We start from the raw sequence: 19010 nt of genomic DNA on the forward strand, positions 1-19010 counted from the left end.
GATGGTGTCGACTTGCAGGTCGATGCCTTTCAGATCAGCCCAGGGCCCGGGCGATTTTGTGGCGCGGCACGGTGGTTTTGGGGCACTGGCCTTTGGGCAGTTCAAACCACTGGCGCACATCGTTGTCCACCCCCACGCCGTGCATGAAGTTGTAGATGGCTTTTTTCAGGCCCTGGCCCAGCAGGTCGTGGTCCACACCGGGGGGCATGCGGGTGGGGTCGACAAAGCCCACGTCGTTTTTGGCAAAAGTGCCCTCGGTCAGGGGCAGCAGTGTCACGCCGTAAGCCTCGGGGTTTTGCCCTACGGGCGAATGCACGGTGCAGACAAAGCGGTGAAAAAAGCCGCTGTGGATGCAGCCGTTTTCAAACAGCTGGCGCACGTATTCGAGCGCGTCCACCGTGTCTTGCACGGTCTGTGTGGGAAAGCCGTACATCAGGTAGGCGTGCACCAGCACGCCCGCATCGGCAAAACCTTTGGTGACTTGCGCCACCTGCTCGACCGAGACGCCTTTTTTCATGAGCTGAAGCAATCGGTCGGAGGCGACTTCGAGCCCGCCTGACATGGCAATGCAGCCGCTTTGGGCCAGCAAGTCGCACAGCTCGGGGGTGAAGGTTTTCTCAAATCGGATGTTGCCCCACCACGAGATTTGAACGCCACGGCGCAGAAGTTCTTCGGCCAGGGCCTTCAGGGCTTTGGGCGGCGCGGCTTCGTCCACAAAGTGAAAGCCGGTCTGGCCTGTTTCGGCCACGATTTGCTCGATGCGGTCCACCAGGGTGCTGGCCTGCGCGGTCTCGTAGCGGCTGATGTAGTCCAGGCTCACATCGCAAAAGCTGCACTTCTTCCAGTAGCAGCCGTGCGCCACGGTGAGTTTGTTCCATCGCCCGTCACTCCACAACCGGTTCATCGGGTTGAGCATGTCCAGCAAGGACAGGTATTTGTGCAGCGGCAGGCCATCCCAAGTGGCCGTGCCCACCTCCTCAAACGGGATGTCGGGCTCTTGCATATTGATGTACTGCACCTGACCTGCGTCGTTGCGCACAAAGGTGCGCTGCAGGCGTTGCATGCTGCGCTGGCCTTGCAGGTGCTCGATCAGGCTCAGCAGCGGTCGCTCGCCGCCGTCGAGCGTGACGAAATCCACATGCTCAAACACGCGGGCGTCTTTGAGCTCACGCAACTCGGTGTTCACAAAGCCACCGCCCAAACCAATGTGGATGTGAGGGTGCGAGCGCTTGATGCACTGGGCGATGCGAAACGCCGCATAGACCGAACCGGGAAAGGGCACCGACAGCAGCACCAGCGTGGGCTGGTGGCGCTCAACGGCCTGCAATGCCAAACGCTCCAGCGTGCTGTCGATCAAATTGGGTGGCTCGGCCAGTGCTTCGGCCAGCGCGTCAAAGCTGGGCTGGCTGGCGGCTAAGCGTTCGGCGTAGCGCACGAACTCAAAGCCTTCGTCCACGGCGTCGCGCAGCACATCGGCCACATCGTTCAGGTACAGCGTGGCCAGGTGCCGGGCGCGGTCGGTCTGGCCCAAAGCGCCAAAAGCCCAGCCAATGGGGTCGCCCGTACCATCGTCCTCATAAGCGTCGAGTGCTGCAAAGCGCGGGCCTTCGGGCAAAAAGCCCCGGCCAGCGATGCGGTGGCTCAGCGTGCTGTCGCGGCCCTGCAAAAAGGCGATCACCGGGTCGATGCTGACAGCGTAGTCGTTGAAGTGGTCGAGGAAAAAGTTCACCGGACCCGAGCGCTCTTCGACAGGCAAGGCCAACGCTGCATCGCGCAGCTCGGTCAGCCCTTTTTTGTTCAGCAAGGCCAGCACGGTGGCCAGCGCCAAGTCAACTTGTGCCGCATCAAAACCCCGCGAACGCAAAAAACCCGTCAGGTAGGCCGTGGACGGGTAGGGCGTGTTGAGCTGCGTCATCGGCGGGATGAGGCTGAGCACTTTGAACGGGGTGGGGCTGGGCATCAGGCGGACGGTTTTTGATTGGGTGGGATGATTATCGACGGATGAAGCCCCTTCTTGTATTGGGCCGCAGGGGCGTTAACATTCAGCCGCTCTTCTCGCCTTATCCCAGCTGTTTTTCAAATGAACCCCTTGCCCGAAGCGACTCAAGGCGCTGCCATCTCTCTGTCCGCCTTGATGGTTCAGCCCCCCGGTCTTGCCCCACCCACGCCCGCGCAGCAGCGCTTCAACGCTTTGCTGGCCCGCATCGAGCAGCTTTCGGGTCACATCGAGCGGCTGCAGACGTGGTCGGACCGGCACCGTTATGCGCACATTCAGGCCCTGCGCGAATCGGTGCAGCAGGCGCAGACGCACCGCAAAAGCCTGCTGCTCTTTGTGCATGAACGCCTGCAGACGGCAGACTTCACCGACCGCCAGCAACGCATGGCCAGGGGACTGGTGCGCGGTTTGATCGATCAACTGACCGCCAGTGCCGACCCGCAAGTGCAGGCCCTGGCCGATTTGTATGTGAGCGAAGTGGACACCCAAGAAGCAGCACAAGAGCAGGCCGAGGCGGCGCAGCGCTTGCGCGAACGCATCGAAGAAGCGCTGGGCCAGCCCCTGAACAAACCCAAGCAATACCAGACGCCCGAGGAGATGATGCAGGCGGGCATGCGCCAGTGGCAACAACAGCAAGAGGCCGACGAGGCCCGCAAATCGGCCAAACGGGCGGCCCGCAAGGCGCAAAAAGATGCGCAAAAGAAAAATGCAGCGGCAGAAAAAGGCGAAATACCCCCTGAAGCCTTGCGTGCAGCCGATGCCCAAAGTGCCATCCGCACGATATTCAGGCAGCTGGCCAGCGCACTGCATCCGGATCGTGAGCCGGATGAACAAGAACGTCTGCGCAAAACCGGTCTGATGAGCGAGGTCAATGCCGCTTATGAAAAAAACGACCTGACCACCTTGTTGCGCCTGCAAATGCAGGTGACACAGGTCAATCCGCAAAGTGCAGCACGCATGGCCGACGACAAGTTGATGGCCATGTCCGTGTTGCTCAAAGAGCAGGTCGCGGCATTGGAAGAAGATTTGGACCAGTTGCAAAGCCGCTTGAGTCGTGAGTTGTGCGTGCCCGTGCTGGCTCAAGCCGACGAATCAGCGATGACCCAGTCGTTGCAGCGCCTTCAGGCCGATCAGCGCCACATCACGGACAGCTTGGAGGCCGATCTGCGCCGCATTCAAAACGATGCTGCGCTCAAGCGCTGGCTCAAAGAACAGTGGCAGTTGGCCAAAGTCCAAGTTCAGGACAGAGACGACTTTTGACAGACCGTCTGTCAGTCAAGTCAGCGGCCATTGAGCCTGTTTGAGGTGCTTGCGACTGCGCTTGTCTGATGAGACGGTGGGTCAACGCACAGACTGGGGGGCAGTTTCGTGGTTTCATGGCTTTGATGGTGATTTTTGCGCACGAAATAATCACGTTTAAAAATATAGGATGATTTAAATCAATATTGATTTGAATATTATATATTTGTTAAGCTTTATTATCATGAATAAAATTCATAAATTAACCCATGTTAAAATAAAATTTCTCTTTATTTAAAAGCCACCAAATGAAATTCAAAAATATTAATTCAATGTTGTTTCTTGTCGCCGCTCTGACCGCAGGCCATGCTGCGGCCCAAAGCACCCATTTCTCGGGTTGGTCCGCTGCCCTTGGTGGCTCGGTGGTCGACGGCAATTTGAAAATCAATGAACTGAACCAAGGCCAGGCAGGCAATCTGGGTCGGACAAAAATTGTTGCCACTTTTGATGTCGGCTACAGCCTGCCACTCAACGATCAATGGGCGCTGGGCATGGGAGCGACCTACGACCTCAGTGAATCCAGAATTCTTGATGTGGTGTTGCTCAACGGCAAGGTGAAAAATCACAACTCTTTGTACCTGCAGCCTACACTTTTGCTGACGCCGAACACCGCAGCTTTTGCCAAAGTGGGTTACCACTCAGCCGTTCTTGTGGGTGAAGGGGGTCTGTTCTCTCAGAACGGTGGTTTCAGTGAATCTATCCACGGCACTGGTTTGGGCTTGGGTCTCAAGTCTTACATCAACAATGATGTTTTTGTCCAATTTGAAGTGCTGTCAACCAAATTCAAATCAAAAGCGGTGTCATTGGGGGATGCTTTGACGCCCGCCAAAGCCAGCATGACGTCAATGAATGTGTCCCTCGGTTACCAATTCAATTGAATATTTTCAATGATCCATCAAGGTTGAATTTGAAATATCAAATATGAATTTGCTGCAGTAAATTTTTGATTTTTTTAATCTTGACAGAGCCATCTGATGCCCAAGCGTCAGATGGCTTTTTTATTGTGGTGCCGAGTCTCTTGCAAATAGACGTGATTGCAATAAAAAATGCATATCCACTGATTTTTTATATTTTGATAATTTATGGGGGGTTGCAATCTTCAAGCCAACAAGGCATGGCCGTGGTTCGACCCATCCATGGCGTGATGCCATCGATATGATCAAAGGTTGCACATATTTACATACTTAATATTGTTAAAACTGATTATTAGAGTACGCTTTTTAGCGCGTTTACAACGAGGCATCCTCACGCATCATTGTGTCATCGGGTGACAGATGAATTAGTCACTCTAAGTTTCTGAATTGACACAAGTTTTTTGAGGTGACCCTTATGAAAATTTTTTCTAAACCGTTGAATCAGTGGTTGATTGGCTTGTCCGTGGCGGCTTTGTCACCGTTGGCCTTGGCCCAATCGGGGGCCACCCGGGTGGTCATCGACTCATTTGGCGAGCCCTACGCCACGGCGCCTTTGGCCCCGGTCAACCAAACCCGTGTTTTGGTTTACCGTAACTTGCAAGGGGTATCTCAACAACCGGTGAACATTTACCTCAATGGCCAATACCATGCGTCTTTGCTGCGCGGTGGCTACACCGAGTTTTGTGCAGAACCGGGCAACGTCAGCATCAAAGCTGCGCTGGATGATGCATCCCGCCTGCATTTGAGCAAACAAGACGGTGGACAGCGCCTGAACATGCAAGTCGGGCAGACCTTGTTCCTGAAGGTCGACGAGGCCGGACAGCCCGGTATTGCCGTGCTCAGCATGCCGGCATCGCAAGCCAATGCCGAAATGTCCAACACGCGACGTCAAATCCACACCATTTCCCGCGCCAAGGCCGCGCTCACCTGTGGCGAACCGGGCAAGGCCGCAGTGGCTCCGCCTCCTCCACCCCCCCCACGTCCACCGGCACCACGCGAATACGCGCTTGAAACCGATGCCCTGTTCGAGTTTGGCAAGGCCGAGTTGCGTGCCTCTGGCTTCAATGCCATTGAGGCCTTGGTGCAGCGCCTCAATCAAGACTATTCCTCGGTCGATCGCATCCGTGTGGTGGGTTACACCGATGCCATTGGCTCGGTTCAGATCAACAAAAAATTGTCACAGCAACGCGCCGATGTGGTCGCTCGACAAATTTCTGCCCGCAACGTCAAGCCGACCCGAGGCATCGAAGCCGAAGGTCGAGGCTCCATCGAATTGAGCAAAACGGGTTGCAGAAACGAGCCCACACCTGAAAACAAAATTTGCCACGCACCCAACAGACGCGTTGTGGTGGTCATCACTGGCGCACGCCGATAAGTTCAACCGGCCCCATTCATTAACCTTATTTTGACTGTCACACATCATGAGCAAAACATACAAAATCAAAGTGAACCAAGGCCAAGGCGAGGCCAAGTTTGTTGACATTCCCACCACAGGGGATGGCAAAACCCCCATGGTGGTCAAGGCGGTGCCTGGGGGCAAATACCAGCTCTTGGATGCGACCACGGGTTATGGCCCTGAAAACATCCGCGCCAGCCGTTCAGGCAAAGATTTGCGCGTTTTCTTTGAAGGGCGCAGTGCGGCCGATTTGGTCGTTGAAGACTATTACGAAGTGGCCCCAGAGGGTTTTAATGGTCTGATTGGCGAGGCCGAAACGGGCCGTTTTTACGAATACATCCCCGAAACCGCTGTGGGCAACACGGCGGTGCCTTTGTTGGCCGACGGTTCCAATCAGGTGGGCATGGCCTTGGGCGGTGCAGAAATCAATGCATCGGGTGCGGCGGTGGGTGTTTTGGCCGCCGCTGCGTTCAACCCCTGGTTGCTGGCCCCTTTGGGTTTGCTGGGTGCCGCAGCGGGCGGCGGTGGCTCAAGCAGCACCGCCGTGGCCGCCACGCCCAAAGTCACTTCGGCCAAATTGATGCCTGAAGACGATACCGGCCCCAAAGACGGTATCACGACCGACAGAACGCCGCGCATCACCGGTGAAGCCACGCCCGACTCAGACGTCTCTGTTGTGCTCAATGGGAAAACATACACCGGCAAGGCTTCTTCAACCGGTGTGTTTGTGATCCAGGTTCCGGATGCCGACGCCTTGGTGGACGGCAGCTACACCCCTGTGGTGACCAGCACCTTGGCCGGTGTCAAGTCGCCAGATTTTGCGGGAACCCCTTTCAAAGTTGACAACGGCAACGGCACCGACAAAACCAACGCTGGCCTGGTTTTGAACATCGTCTCCATCACCGAAGACACAGGTCTGAGTCCCTCGGACTTCCACACCGCCGACAACACCTTGGTCTTCAAAGGCGATCTGGACAAGTTCACCGCCAACGGTGATCACGTCAAACTGTCCCTCAAAAACGACAAGGGCGCTGAGATTGACATGGTCTACGTCAAGCCCGTCCAAACAGCCGGTGTCTGGTCTTGGTCATGGGACCGAACCAAAGCCGAATTGCCCGACGGCAAATACACGCTCGATGCCAGCATCGTCAACGGTGCCGGTGCCTTGATCACTGACGGCTCTGCCAAGCCCACCAACATCGACAGCCAGTTGATCTACGTCGACCAGAACCCGCAGCAACCAGCGGTGACCTCGGCCAGCCTGATGGCCGAAGATGACACGGGCCCCAAAGACAACGTCACCACCGACAAAACCCCCCGAATTTCGGGCAAAGCTTCAGGCAACGCCGATGTGGCGGTGCTTGTGAACGGCAAAACCTACACCGGCAAAGCCTCTCCCACTGGTGAGTTTGTGATCCAGATCCCGGACGCCGACGCTTTGCCGGACGGGGCTTACACCCCAGAGGTGACTGCCACCATCAATGGCCTGAAATCGCCAGTGTTCAAGGGCACCGAATTCAAGGTCGACAACGCTCCGACCGACAAATCCCCCAATGCCGGGGTCAAGCTCGACATCACGGCCATCACCGAAGACACGGGTCAAAATACGACCGACTTCTACACCAAAGACACCCAGCTCATTTTCAAGGGCACGCTGAGCAAGTACACCGAAAATGGAGATCAGGTCAAACTGTCTTTGCTCGACGCCAAAAAGGTCGAGATGGAAATGGTTTACGTCAAACCCGTGAAAAACGAAGCAGGTGAGTGGACATGGTCTTGGGACCGCACCAAGTCTGCGGCCATGGCCGATGGTCAATACACGCTCAACGCATCCTTGGTCAATGGCGCAGGCACCCCCGTCAAGGACAACGCTACGGTGCCCTCGACGGTGGATGCACAAGATGTCTTCATTGACACCGACAAAAACAACAACCACGCGCCTGACAAAGCGGTCGATCCCAACAGCGGCTTCAAGGTCGACATCTTGTCTGCGACCCAGGACACGGGGTACAGCAACAAGGACTTCATCACCAAAGACCGCACGCTCAAGTTTGCGGGCAGCATCACCGATTTCAACGACAACGGTGCTTTTGTCGAAGTGGTCCTCAAAGACGCCACGGGCAAAGTGATGGCCTCAGATTACGTCAAACCGGTCAAAACCGCAGGTGTTTGGGGTTGGACGTGGGACAAACAAACCGATTTGAGTTTGGTCGATGGCACGTACGACTTGCAGGCCTCCTTGGTGGACAAAGCCGGCAACCCGATCCACACCGACGTGCAGGCTTTGGTGATCGACAACAGCACCACCGACAACGGAGGCAAAACCGATCCCAACGCCAACCTGAAAATGTTGCCCGTCACCTTCGAGGACGACACCGGCATCAACACCACCGATTACCTCACCAACGACCAGCTTCTGACCTTCCGTGGTGGTTTTGACAAGGATTTTGTCGAAAACGGTGATCGGGTTTTGGTGCAGGTGTTTGGGGTGGATGGCAAAGTCATTTCACAGGAACATGTGACCCCGACAGGTAAGAGTTGGTCTTTTGAGAATTTGGCAAAGTTGGGTGTTGACGGAAAAACTGGTACTTATACCGTGAGGTCAACTTTGGTGGATGCGGCTGGCAATACGCTGCAAGCTACGGATCAGTCTTTTGTGATTGATCGTTGGGCTGAAATCATTGATGCATCGAATGCATCAAAAGGCAGCGGACTTTGGACATATTCTGAAATTAATTTTTCATCTAAAGAGCGTGGAACCTACAAGTACACGACTGGGGTTGGCGCAAATATCGTTGAAAAAGAGTATGTGGGTGGTTTGTTTAAATTGGATGAGCTTGTTGGAAAGAGCTTTGAAAAAGATACTTTTAGTTTGGAATTCAAGGATTGGGCAGGTAACACCTACTCCATTAAAAATGATTTTGGCCGAATGGACTTTGTCAATGCAAAGATGGGTACACCGGGGCCTTTGATTGCTGCAGAATGGCCTCTGCCCGGCTTCAGCGGTAATCAATTGGTAGACTCAGTTGGAAAGTTGGTTTTGTCATCCACAGACCCAAAGGACTTTGACATGGCATCCTTGTACGACGGCATCCCGGCCATGGGTGATCTGGCTGCAGTCAACCATGTGGACATCACCAAGGGCACTCATGTCCTTAAGCTGACAATGGGCGATGTGCTGGACTTGGGTGTGAAAAACAGCTTCACTACGGCAACAGCACACAAAGATCATCTCCAAATGCGTATTGACGGGGATGCTGCAGATACCGTTAATTTGGATGATTTGGTGGGCACTACAGATTTGGATTGGACTAAAAACAATTCAGCTGTCACACTGGGTGACAAGGACTATGCGGCCTACACCAACGATGCGTTGGGTCTGAGCCTGTTTGTGCAAACCGGCATCACACTCAACCTGATTTGAGTGTGGCTGGGTCAACTGATTCTTGGATGTAGTGATTTTGTGACTGCGATCGATAAACTGAAATGCATGGTGGTGGCCGCCCTCTGGGCTGGCACTGCCACGGCCGATCCTTTGATGGATTTCAGCATGTTCAATCCACCGGAGGTCAGTCAGCGAAAAATTGCCGAGCCCATGGTCAGTTGGCTCATCCGATCCTCCCCTGAGGCGGTGTGCACGCAGGCCCAGCCCAAAGATGGCTTGGCCAGAAGGCCCGAAGGTTGTGTCTACTGGCACCTGGCCAGCGCCCGTTGCACCATTGTGACCACCACGCACACCAGCCATTCACAGTTGGGCCACCTGTTTTTGCACTGCCTTCAGGGGCGCTGATGAGCGGGTCACAGTTCAATTTCCGGGCTGTGTGGGATCGACGTTGGCTTGGTGTGCTGTGGGCCTTGTTGCTGGTTGTCTTGTCCGGCTGCGAGACCACGACCATGAGACCCCCCCAGGTGGACACGGTTCGTTTTACCCCCATGGCCCCAGAAAAGCGGGTGCTGGCAGAACCCAAAGTCAAGTTTTTGGTGCGCACCGACGGGTTTGAATATTGCGCCCGCATCACCGGAATTCCGATCACCCCCACATCTCGGCCCATGGCTTGTGCTTTTTGGAATGTTCGCCGCAAAGAGTGCACCATCGTCACCCCCATCACCACCGGCTACAACTACCTGGGCCATGAGCTGCGGCATTGTTTTGAGGGGGCCTTTCATGACTGATCGGTCATTGTGCGGCGCAGGCTTGAAATTGAACCGGCATGATTTTTTGCGCTGGGCGCTGGCATCGCTCGGCACGGCTTGGGTATCCGCTGCCCAGGCTCAAAACCCCGGTGATGGGGTGCTTCGGGTGGGGGTGTTGGCCCATTACAAGCCCTTCAGTTTCACCGAGGGGTCTTTGCAGGGTTTTGATGTGGATGTGATGAAGCGCTTGGCGGCCATCATGAAACTGCAACTTCAAATTCACCCCGATGGCATGGCCAATTTGCAAAAAAAATTACAGGCTGATGAAATTTCCGTGATTGGCAATCAACTCCTGCCCACGCCAGAAAATCGCCGTGTGTTTGACTTTGCCAAGCCTTATGCCGCCAACCAGTTGGTGTGTATTCAGCACGAAGATGACAATCGGGATTTTTTGAGCCTGGACGATTTGGTGGGCAAAAAACTGGGGGTCTTGGCCAGCACCGGCGTTGAAGAGCAGGCCAAGGGGGCTTTGGGTAAAAGTGTCTTGCCATTTCCTGTGATCGATCAGGCCTTGAAACAACTGGCCGAAAAAAAGCTCGATGCCGTGCTCGAAGAAAGTCTGATTGCCGATTACTACATCGAGCGCGATGGCTTGCCCATCAAGATCACGTCACCCTTTGCACCCCCCATGGCCTCGGGTTTGGCGGTGCGCAAGGGCAACAAAGACATGGCCGCACGCATGACGGCGGCGATTCAAACCATGTTGTCTGATGGTTCGTTCAAGGACATTTCAAACCGCTGGTTTGGCTACGATGTGAGCCGCCCCAACGTCAGTCATTCCAAGCCGCGTTGAGGCTCCAAGGTCGGTGCGGGCTCGGATTCGGTGAAGATGTCGATGATTTTGCGTTCTGCATCCAAGGCCAATGCCATCAATTCAGGCAGTGATGCACAGCCCATTTTTTCAAGGACACGGCTGCGGTGGAGCTTGACAGTGGCTGGAGCCGACCCGTTCATGTTGGCAATTTCCTTGTTGCCGTAGCCCTTGACCATCCAACGGCAGACTTCGCGCTCTTTGTCGGTCAAGCGCATGAAGCGATCGCGCACGTTCAAGGTGAGGATTTTTTGATTTTGCTGGTGTTTGTCTTTTTGCAGGGCCAAGTCGATGGCCTCCAGCAGGGGTTCAAGGCCAAAAGGCTTGATCAAAAAATCGACCGCGCCTTTTTTCATGGCTTCGATGATTTCGGTGGGCTGGCTCTCGCCCGAGATGAAAATGATGGGGGTTTTTCTGCCCCTGGCAATCATCTCGTTTTGCAAGGAGAGTCCGTTCATGCCGGGCATGCGGATGTCCAGCAAAATGACGGCCGGCGTGATGGGCAAAGCGTCCCGCAAAAAAGCCGTTGGGCTGTCAAAGGTTTGGATGGAGTAACGCACCGAGCTGAGGCTGTAAGCCAAGCTTCTGCGGATGGATGGATCGTCATCAATCAGGTAAATATGGCCTTTGAAATCGTCAAAATTCATGGATTGCCTGAGGATGATTTCTTTTTCGAGACTGCCGTCTCTGTTTGCTTTACTAAATTTTATCTGGACTTGCCAATATTTCTGATGAATACATACTCAAAAAGTACTGTTTATTTTGAGGGGCCAGACCATGGTGGACTCTGACGTGACTTCGCACATGGACCCTTTGGGCTTGACGGCTGCTTTGCCTACCGACGCCCAGAGCATTTTGGGCCTGGCTGCCCGTTCTTTGTTTGATGTTTTTGCCAATGCCAGCGAGGGCATGTTGTTGGTGGACCGCTCGGGCCGTGTGGTTTGGATCAATGACCACTACCGTCGTTACTTGCCCGCATTGGGTTTTGAACGGGAGGCTGATTTTGTGGGCAAACCGGTGGTTGAGGTGGTGCAAAACACCTTGATGAACCAGGTGATGGAGACGGGCAAACCCATTTTGATAGACCTGTTGAGCAACCGGGCCGGCACTTTTTTGGTCAGCCGTTTTCCTTTGCGTGACGAAGCCGGCGCGGTCATTGGCGCATTGGGGGTGGTCTTGTTTGATCAACCTGAAACCAATTTGCAGCCCTTGATGGCCAAGTTTGCCTTGATGCAACGTGAATTGGACGAAGCCCGCACCGCCTTGGCCGCGCAGCGCAAGGTGGGTGGTGGGTTGCGTCAAGCGCGGCACAGTTTTGCCAGTTTCATTGGTTCCAGCGCGGTGGTGGCCGATTTGAAGCGCCAGGCTCGGCGTGCAGCGCAGTCGAGCAGTCCCGTTTTGTTGTTGGGCGAAACCGGTACCGGCAAAGAGTTGTTGGCCCATGCCATTCATGCCAGTTCGCCGCGTGCCCGGGGGCCTTTGGTCAGCGTGAACATTGCCGCCGTACCCGAAACCTTGCTCGAGGCTGAATTTTTTGGGGTCGCGCCCGGGGCCTACACCGGTGCTGACAAAAAAGGGCGTGAGGGCAAATTCAAGTTGGCCGATGGCGGCACATTGTTTCTGGATGAGATTGGTGACATGCCCTTGGGGCTGCAAGCTAAGTTGTTGCGGGCTTTGCAAGAAAGCGAAATCGAGCCCTTGGGCTCCAACCGTCTGGTGCCTTTTGATGCTCGGATCATCGCCGCCACGTCTCGCGATCTGGTGAAGTTGGTGCGCGAAGGTTTGTTTCGCGAGGATTTGTATTACCGCCTCAATGTGTTGCCGCTCCGCGTGCCCGCCTTGCGAGACCGGGCATCCGATATTCCGGCCTTGGTGGAGTTTTTGTCAGAAGACTTGGCCTTGCGCAGTGCCTTGCCGCAGCCAGAATTTCAAGCACAGGCGCTGGCCTTGTTGTCGGCCCAGCATTGGCGTGGCAATGTGCGCGAGCTGCGCAATGTGATTGAGCAACTTTTGCTGCGCTGTGAGGCGGGCATGGTCGATGCGCAGGCGGTGGGGGCTGTGCTGCGCGAATCTGGGCTGAGTCACATTGCGCCGGCTCCTTTGGCCGGCCAAGTGCCCGAAGCCCACGGTGTCCCCCAAGACCCCAAGCAAGCCCCTGCGCCTTTGGGCGACCTTGTTCGTGCGCTGGAGTTGGATGCCGTGCAGCATGCTTTGGCGTTCAGCCAGGGCAACAAACAAGCAGCGGCCAAATTGCTCGGTATTTCCCGCGCCAAACTTTACCAATGCTTGCCCAAGGTGTCTTAAATTCATGCATGTGTATTTTTTTAATGCACATGAAATGTATTTATTTCAGACAAATCGTGCTTGGTCTTTCAGTGTCATTTAAAAAGTGTTGATCTGACAAGGGTTTACGTGACGCGTTTGCGGCAACCGAGTTGGCACGGCTTGTGCACAATGACTGGGCACCGCACCTCAGCGGACCATTCCCACAGGAGACCCTCATGTTCCGTAGACACCTTGTTTCTTTGGCCGCGTTGGCCGTTTCAACTGCTTTGATCCCCGCCGCCATGGCTCAGGGCAAAGACATCAAGATCGCCCACATCTACAGCAAGACCGGCCCCTTGGAGGCCTATGGCAAGCAGACCCAAACCGGTTTGATGATGGGTTTGAGCTACGCCACTGGCGGCACCATGGAAGTGGGCGGCCGCAAGATTGTGGTGATTGAAAAGGACGACCAAGGCAAGCCTGACCTGGGCAAGAACCTGTTGGCCGCCGCTTATGGCGACGACAAAGTGGACCTGGCTGTGGGCCCCACCGCCTCGCCCGTGGCCCTGGCCATGCTGCCCGTGGCCGAAGAGTACAAAAAGATTTTGCTGGTCGAGCCAGCTGTGGCCGACTCCATCACGGGTGACAAGTGGAACAAATACATCTTCCGCACGGGCCGCAACAGCAGCCAGGACGCGATTGCCAACGCCGTGGCGGTGGACAAGGACGGTGTGAGTGTGGTCACCATGGCGCAGGACTCGGCTTTTGGCCGTGATGGCGTCAAGGCCTTCAAGGAAGCGCTGAAAAAATCCAAGCTGGTGCACGAAGAGTACCTGCCGCCCGCCACCACCGACTTCACCGCCGGTGCCCAGCGCATGATCGACAAGCTCAAGGGCCAGCCCGGCCGCAAGATCATTTTCATCATCTGGGCCGGTGGCAACCCCTTCAAGATCGCCGACATGGACTTGAAGCGCTACGGCATCGAGATCGCCACGGGCGGCAACATCCTGCCCGCGATGGTGGCCTACAAGCAGTTCCCCGGCATGGAAGGCGCGGCTTACTATTACTTCGGCATGCCCAAGAACCCGGTGAACGACGCCATGGTGGCCTCGCACTACCAGCAGTTCAAGTCGCCACCCGACTTCTTCACCGCTGGCGGCTTCTCGTCGGCCATGGCTTTGGTGACGGCGCTCAAAAAGACCAACGGCGACACCAACACCAACAAGCTCATCAGCACCATGGAAGGCATGAGCTTTGACACGCCCAAAGGCAAGATGACTTTCCGCAAGGAAGACCACCAGGCCATGCAAAGCATGTACCACTTCAAGATCAAGATTGATCCGGCTTTTGCCTGGGGCGTGCCCGAGCTGATCCGCGAGATCAAGCCCGAAGAAATGAACGTGCCGATCCGCAACAAACGTTGATGGTCTCAATGTAGGTCGGTGGCTTCAGCCCCGAAACAAGGTGTCTTGTAGGTCGGTGGCTTTAGCCCCGACGTGCAGGTTGGGCAAAAGCCTGTGTCGGGGCTGAAGCCGCCGACCTACAACCTTATCCCCGACATCCTGCTTGTGCGAAGGCGCTTGTCGGGGCTGAAGCCGCCGACCTACAAAAATCATGTTCTGTCGTCCTGGCGGAATCGCCTACTATTTGAATTGAACGCATGCTAGAAACCCAAAACCTGACTGTGCGGTTTGGCGGTCATGTGGCGGTCAATGCGGTCTCGTGCCGCTTTGAACCCGGCACGCTCACGGCCATCGTTGGCCCCAACGGGGCTGGCAAAACGACGTATTTCAACCTGATCTCGGGTCAGTTGCCTGCGACCGATGGCACGGTGCACCTGAACGGGCGGGAGTTGACGGGTTTGCCCGCATCCGCACGCACCCGCGCAGGCTTGGGCCGGGCGTTTCAGTTGACCAATTTGTTCCCGAACCTTTCGGTGCTCGAGAACGTGCGCTTGGCGGTGCAGGCCACGAAGGAGGGCGCACACCGCCGGGGTCTGAACTTGTGGAGCATCTGGAGTGACCACGCAGCTTTGACGAACCGCGCGTTGGAAATTCTGCAATCTGTTTCGATGACCGCACAGCAAGAAGCCCCTGTGGCCAGCTTGCCGCATGGCGACCAGCGCAAGCTCGAAGTGGCGCTCTTGATGGCGCTGGAGCCTTCGGTGTACATGTTTGACGAGCCCACCGCAGGCATGAGCCACGACGAAGCGCCCGTCATCCTCGACCTGATCCGCCAGCTCAAAAAAGACAAGAGCAAAACCATCTTGCTGGTGGAGCACAAGATGGACGTGGTGCGCGAGTTGGCGGACCGCATCATCGTGCTGCACAACGGCCAGCTGGTGGCCGATGGCGAGCCGAACGAGGTGATCGCCTCGCCCATCGTGCAAGAGGCTTACCTGGGCAAAGCGAAGGTGGCCGCATGAACCAAGCCGACATGAACACAAATTTGCTGACGCTTGAAGGCGTGCACACGCACATCGGGGCCTACCACATCCTGCACGGGGTGGACTTGGTGGTGCCGCGTGGCGAGCTGACCATGCTGCTGGGCCGCAACGGCGCGGGCAAGACCACCACGCTGCGCACCATCATGGGCCTGTGGCAAGCGTCACAAGGGCGCATCACCTTTGGCGGCGAAGACATCACGCAACTCAACACACCCGCCATTGCCCAAAAGAACATCGCTTATGTGCCGGAAAACATGGGCATCTTCTCGGATCTGACCGTGAAAGAAAACATGCTGCTGGCCGCCCGCAGCGCCCAAAACGCGGCGCAGATGGACGAAGCGCGGCTGCAGTGGATTTTCAAACTCTTCCCCGCAGTGGAGAAGTTCTGGAACCACCCGGCAGGCAAATTGTCTGGCGGGCAAAAGCAGATGCTGGCCGTGTCGCGGGCGATTGTGGAGCCGCGTGATCTGCTGATCATCGACGAGCCCAGCAAGGGTCTGGCCCCGGCCATCATCCAGAACATGATCGAGGCTTTTCAGCAGCTCAAACAGAGCGGCGTGACGATTTTGCTGGTCGAGCAAAACATCCACTTCGCCCAGCAGTTGGGCGACACCGTGGCCGTGATGGACAACGGCCGTGTGGTGCACGCGGGCCGCATGCAGGCGCTGGCCGATGACACGGCTTTGCAGCAATCCTTGTTGGGACTGGCTTTATGAGCACCATGAACAAACTCTTCGGCGATCTTGATGTGCGCCCCTTGCTGATGGTGCCCGTGCTGGCGCTGTTGGCATTTCCCTTGATCGGCTCGGGCTCGACCTGGCTCACGCTCACCGTGGCGGGTCTCGCCATGGGCATGATCATCTTCATCATGGCTTCGGGCCTGACGTTGGTGTTTGGCCTGATGGACGTGCTGAATTTCGGTCATGGCCTGTTCATCGCACTGGGCGCTTTTGTGGCCACCAGCGTGCTGGGGGCCATGGGGGACTGGACCGGCTCGGGCGAATGGTGGCGCAACATGGTGGCGGTGTTGCCCGCCATGTTGATTGCGATGGCCGTGGCCGCCGCTGTGGGCTTAGCCTTTGAGCGCTTCATCGTGCGGCCTGTGTATGGCCAGCACCTCAAGCAAATCCTCATCACCATGGGCGGCATGATCATTGGCGAGGAACTCATCAAGGTCATCTGGGGTCCGCTGCAGATTGCCTTGCCCTTGCCCGAAGCCATGCGCGGCTCGGTGCTCTGGGGCGATGCGGCCATCGAGAAATACCGCCTGTTGGCTGTGGCCGTGGGCCTGGCCGTGTTTGCCGCGCAAATGTGGGTGCTGGGCCGCACCAAGATCGGCCTGCTCATTCGCGCGGGCGTGCAAGACCGCGAGATGGTCGAGTCGCTGGGCTACCGCATCCGCCGCCTGTTTGTGGGCGTGTTTGTGGTGGGCAGCGCGCTGGCCGGGCTGGGCGGCGTCATGTGGGGCCTGTACCAGCAAAACGTGGTGCCGCAAATGGGCGCACAGGTCAACGTGCTGATCTTCATCGTCATCATCATCGGCGGGTTGGGCTCGACAGGTGGGGCGCTGATCGGTGCCTTGCTGGTAGGCCTGATGGCCAATTACACCGGCTTTTTGGCGCCCAAGCTGGCGCTGTTTTCCAACATCGCGCTGATGGCGGGTGTGTTGTTGTGGCGTCCGCAGGGCGTGTACCCCGTGGCCAACCGTTGAAAGTCCGGACATGTTCAACCGTTTGATTTCCAACGACCAGCCCCGCAGCCGCCTGCTGGCCATCTTGCTGGTCCTCACCTTGCTGGGTTTGGCCTTTGCACCTTTCCTGTTTCCGGGCGTCAAGGCCTTGTCGGTCGCCGCCAAGGTGCTGATTTTTGTGGTGCTGGTGGCAGGTTTTGACCTGCTCTTGGGCTACACCGGCATCGTGAGCTTTGCGCACACCATGTTCTTTGGCATCGGGGCCTATGGCATCGCCATCTCGTCCAACTCCTGGGGGCCCACCTGGGGCGCTTTGGCCGCTGGCTTTGCCTTGTCTCTGGCGCTCACGCTGGTGCTGTCACTGGCCATTGGCCTGTTTTCGCTGCGGGTACGTGCCATCTTTTTCGCCATGATCACGCTGGCCGTGGCGGCGGCATTTCAGACGCTGGCCTCGCAGCTTTCAGACTTTACGGGTGGCGAAGACGGCCTGAGCTTCAAACTGCCCGAGCTGCTGCTGCCCAGCACCGAGTTCAGTGAAGAGCCGTTTTTGGGCGTGTCGCTGGATGGCCGCCTGCTTTGTTACTACCTGCTGTTTGTGCTGGCGGTCGGCATGCTGCTGTCCCTCCTGCGCATCGTTAATTCGCCGTTTGGCCGTGTGCTGCAAGCCATCCGAGAAAACGAGTTCCGTGCCGAAGCCATTGGCTACCGCGTGGTGGTGTACCGCACGCTGTCGAGTGTGCTGTCGGCGCTCTACGCCTGTGTGGCCGGGGCCATGCTGGCGCTTTGGCTGCGTTACAACGGGCCGGACACCTCGCTGAGTTTTGAAATCATGATGGACGTACTGCTGATCGTGGTGATTGGCGGCATGGGCACCATCTATGGCGCGGCCATTGGGTCGGTGCTGTTTTTGTTGGCGCAAAGCTATTTGCAAGACCTGCTGCGCTTGGCCAGCGAGGCGACTGCTGCCGTGCCTTTGCTGTCGGCCTTGCTCTCACCCGACCGCTGGCTGCTTTGGCTGGGCCTGCTGTTTGTGCTGTCGGTGTATTACTTCCCGACTGGGGTGGTGGGGCGTTTGCGCACCCGGGCCGCGCTGCGGGCATTGGCTTCCTCGAAACAGGCTTGAGGCTGATATGGCTTTCACATCCCACTACATCCGCTGCGCCGGTCTGGAAATCCATTACACCGACTGGGGCAAGGCCGAACAAGGCACCGTGATCGCCTGGCACGGCCTGGCCCGCACCGGGCGCGACATGGACGAGTTGGCCGTGCACTTGAGCGCTCGGGGCTGGCGCGTGATTTGCCCGGACACGGTGGGCCGAGGTTTGTCGCAGTGGAGCGCTGACCCGGAAAACGAATACTGCCTGGCCTTTTACGCCCGCATCGCCCGCGAACTGATGGACGGCCTGCAGCTGCGTGCCGTGCACTGGGTGGGCACGTCGATGGGCGGCGCCATCGGCACCCTGTGCGCGGCAGGTCTGGTTGAGCCCAGCTTGAAGCACCGCATCTTGAGCCTCACGCTCAACGACAACGCCCCTGAGCTGGCGCAAACGGCCATCGACCGCATCAAGGCCTATGCCGGCACGCCCCCGGCTTTTGCCACGGTGACCGAACTCGAAGCCTTTTTGCGTCAGGTCTACAAGCCCTATGGGTGGCTCAGCGACGCCCAATGGCGACGCCTGGCCGAAACGTCGACCCGCCGATTGCCCGATGGGCGCGTCACGCCGCACTACGACCCGGCGATGGTGGCGCAGTTCACCGCGCACCCCCATGACTACCTGATTTGGGACCACTACGATGCCCTGAAACTGCCCGTGCTCTTGTTGCGCGGGGTGGAGTCGGATTTGGTGCTGCCCACAACGGTGGCCGAAATGCGCCGCCGGGGTCCGGGCGCACGCGGTTTGCTCAAACACATCGAGGTGCCCGGCTGCGGTCATGCCCCGGCGCTGAATGTGCTGCAGCAACTCGAATGGGTGACCGAGTTCATCGAAGCCGTGTGAGT

The 19010-nt window shown here is 57.0% G+C and carries 16 protein-coding genes; 14 read left to right on the plus strand and 2 right to left on the minus strand.

Going from position 1 to position 19010, the window contains the following annotated elements; all coding sequences use genetic code 11:
* Positions 1-34: 34 nt before the first annotated feature.
* On the minus strand, positions 35-1960 hold the full coding sequence (locus B9Z48_RS06350) for a radical SAM protein (protein WP_108377547.1): 1926 nt from the start codon (positions 1958-1960) through the stop codon (positions 35-37).
* A gap of 120 nt (positions 1961-2080) precedes the next feature.
* Here B9Z48_RS06350 and B9Z48_RS06355 point away from each other — a divergent pair, with 120 nt between their 5' ends.
* The 7 genes from B9Z48_RS06355 to B9Z48_RS06385 all read left to right on the plus strand — a co-directional run bounded on the left by B9Z48_RS06355 (position 2081) and on the right by B9Z48_RS06385 (position 10592).
* Entirely contained in the window at positions 2081-3256 is a 1176-nt protein-coding gene (locus B9Z48_RS06355) for a hypothetical protein (protein ID WP_108377548.1), read from the plus strand.
* Positions 3257-3543: 287 nt separating this feature from the next.
* Entirely contained in the window at positions 3544-4173 is a 630-nt protein-coding gene (locus B9Z48_RS06360; RefSeq protein ID WP_108377549.1) for an outer membrane beta-barrel protein, read from the plus strand.
* A gap of 451 nt (positions 4174-4624) precedes the next feature.
* Positions 4625-5584: an OmpA family protein gene (locus B9Z48_RS06365; protein ID WP_089958559.1), complete on the plus strand. Its 960-nt coding sequence runs from the start codon at positions 4625-4627 to the stop codon at positions 5582-5584.
* A 46-nt stretch (positions 5585-5630) separates the two neighbouring features.
* Positions 5631-9029 carry an Ig-like domain-containing protein gene (locus B9Z48_RS06370; protein WP_108377550.1) on the plus strand — a complete coding sequence of 1133 codons (3399 nt, stop codon included), beginning with the start codon at positions 5631-5633 and terminating at the stop codon, positions 9027-9029.
* Positions 9030-9068: 39 nt separating this feature from the next.
* Complete coding sequence (locus tag B9Z48_RS06375; RefSeq protein ID WP_146186243.1) at positions 9069-9395, plus strand: hypothetical protein; 327 nt, start codon at positions 9069-9071, stop codon at positions 9393-9395.
* Between the two features lie 104 nt (positions 9396-9499).
* Positions 9500-9778, plus strand: coding sequence for a hypothetical protein (locus B9Z48_RS06380; protein ID WP_228769253.1), 279 nt, complete (start codon positions 9500-9502; stop codon positions 9776-9778).
* Entirely contained in the window at positions 9771-10592 is an 822-nt protein-coding gene (locus B9Z48_RS06385) for an ABC transporter substrate-binding protein (protein WP_158273220.1), read from the plus strand. Before B9Z48_RS06380 ends, B9Z48_RS06385 begins: the two co-directional genes overlap by 8 nt.
* Here B9Z48_RS06385 and B9Z48_RS06390 read toward each other — a convergent pair.
* The gene (locus B9Z48_RS06390; protein ID WP_089958543.1) at positions 10574-11257 is read right to left on the minus strand and encodes a response regulator transcription factor; all 684 of its coding nucleotides are present in this window, start codon (positions 11255-11257) and stop codon (positions 10574-10576) included. The two genes, B9Z48_RS06385 and B9Z48_RS06390, sit on opposite strands and share 19 nt — an antisense overlap.
* A gap of 130 nt (positions 11258-11387) precedes the next feature.
* On the opposite strand from B9Z48_RS06390, the gene B9Z48_RS06395 reads away from it, so the two are divergent.
* From B9Z48_RS06395 to B9Z48_RS06425, 7 genes are all read left to right on the plus strand, one after another.
* The gene (locus B9Z48_RS06395) at positions 11388-12914 is read left to right on the plus strand and encodes a sigma-54-dependent Fis family transcriptional regulator (protein ID WP_233261037.1); all 1527 of its coding nucleotides are present in this window, start codon (positions 11388-11390) and stop codon (positions 12912-12914) included.
* A 197-nt stretch (positions 12915-13111) separates the two neighbouring features.
* Positions 13112-14299, plus strand: coding sequence for a substrate-binding domain-containing protein (locus B9Z48_RS06400; protein ID WP_108377553.1), 1188 nt, complete (start codon positions 13112-13114; stop codon positions 14297-14299).
* 236 nt (positions 14300-14535) lie between these two features.
* The gene (locus B9Z48_RS06405) at positions 14536-15300 is read left to right on the plus strand and encodes an ABC transporter ATP-binding protein (protein ID WP_108377554.1); all 765 of its coding nucleotides are present in this window, start codon (positions 14536-14538) and stop codon (positions 15298-15300) included.
* 11 nt (positions 15301-15311) lie between these two features.
* The gene (locus tag B9Z48_RS06410; RefSeq protein ID WP_108377646.1) at positions 15312-16037 is read left to right on the plus strand and encodes an ABC transporter ATP-binding protein; all 726 of its coding nucleotides are present in this window, start codon (positions 15312-15314) and stop codon (positions 16035-16037) included.
* On the plus strand, positions 16034-17032 hold the full coding sequence (locus tag B9Z48_RS06415) for a branched-chain amino acid ABC transporter permease (RefSeq protein ID WP_108377555.1): 999 nt from the start codon (positions 16034-16036) through the stop codon (positions 17030-17032). Before B9Z48_RS06410 ends, B9Z48_RS06415 begins: the two co-directional genes overlap by 4 nt.
* 10 nt (positions 17033-17042) lie before the next feature.
* A complete protein-coding gene (locus tag B9Z48_RS06420) occupies positions 17043-18134 on the plus strand; it encodes a branched-chain amino acid ABC transporter permease (protein ID WP_108377556.1) in 1092 nt (363 codons plus the stop codon).
* 7 nt (positions 18135-18141) lie between these two features.
* Entirely contained in the window at positions 18142-19008 is an 867-nt protein-coding gene (locus tag B9Z48_RS06425) for an alpha/beta fold hydrolase (protein WP_108377557.1), read from the plus strand.
* Positions 19009-19010 lie beyond the last annotated feature (2 nt).

The organism is Limnohabitans sp. WS1 (assembly GCF_003063265.1).
Taxonomy (GTDB): domain Bacteria; phylum Pseudomonadota; class Gammaproteobacteria; order Burkholderiales; family Burkholderiaceae_C; genus Limnohabitans_A.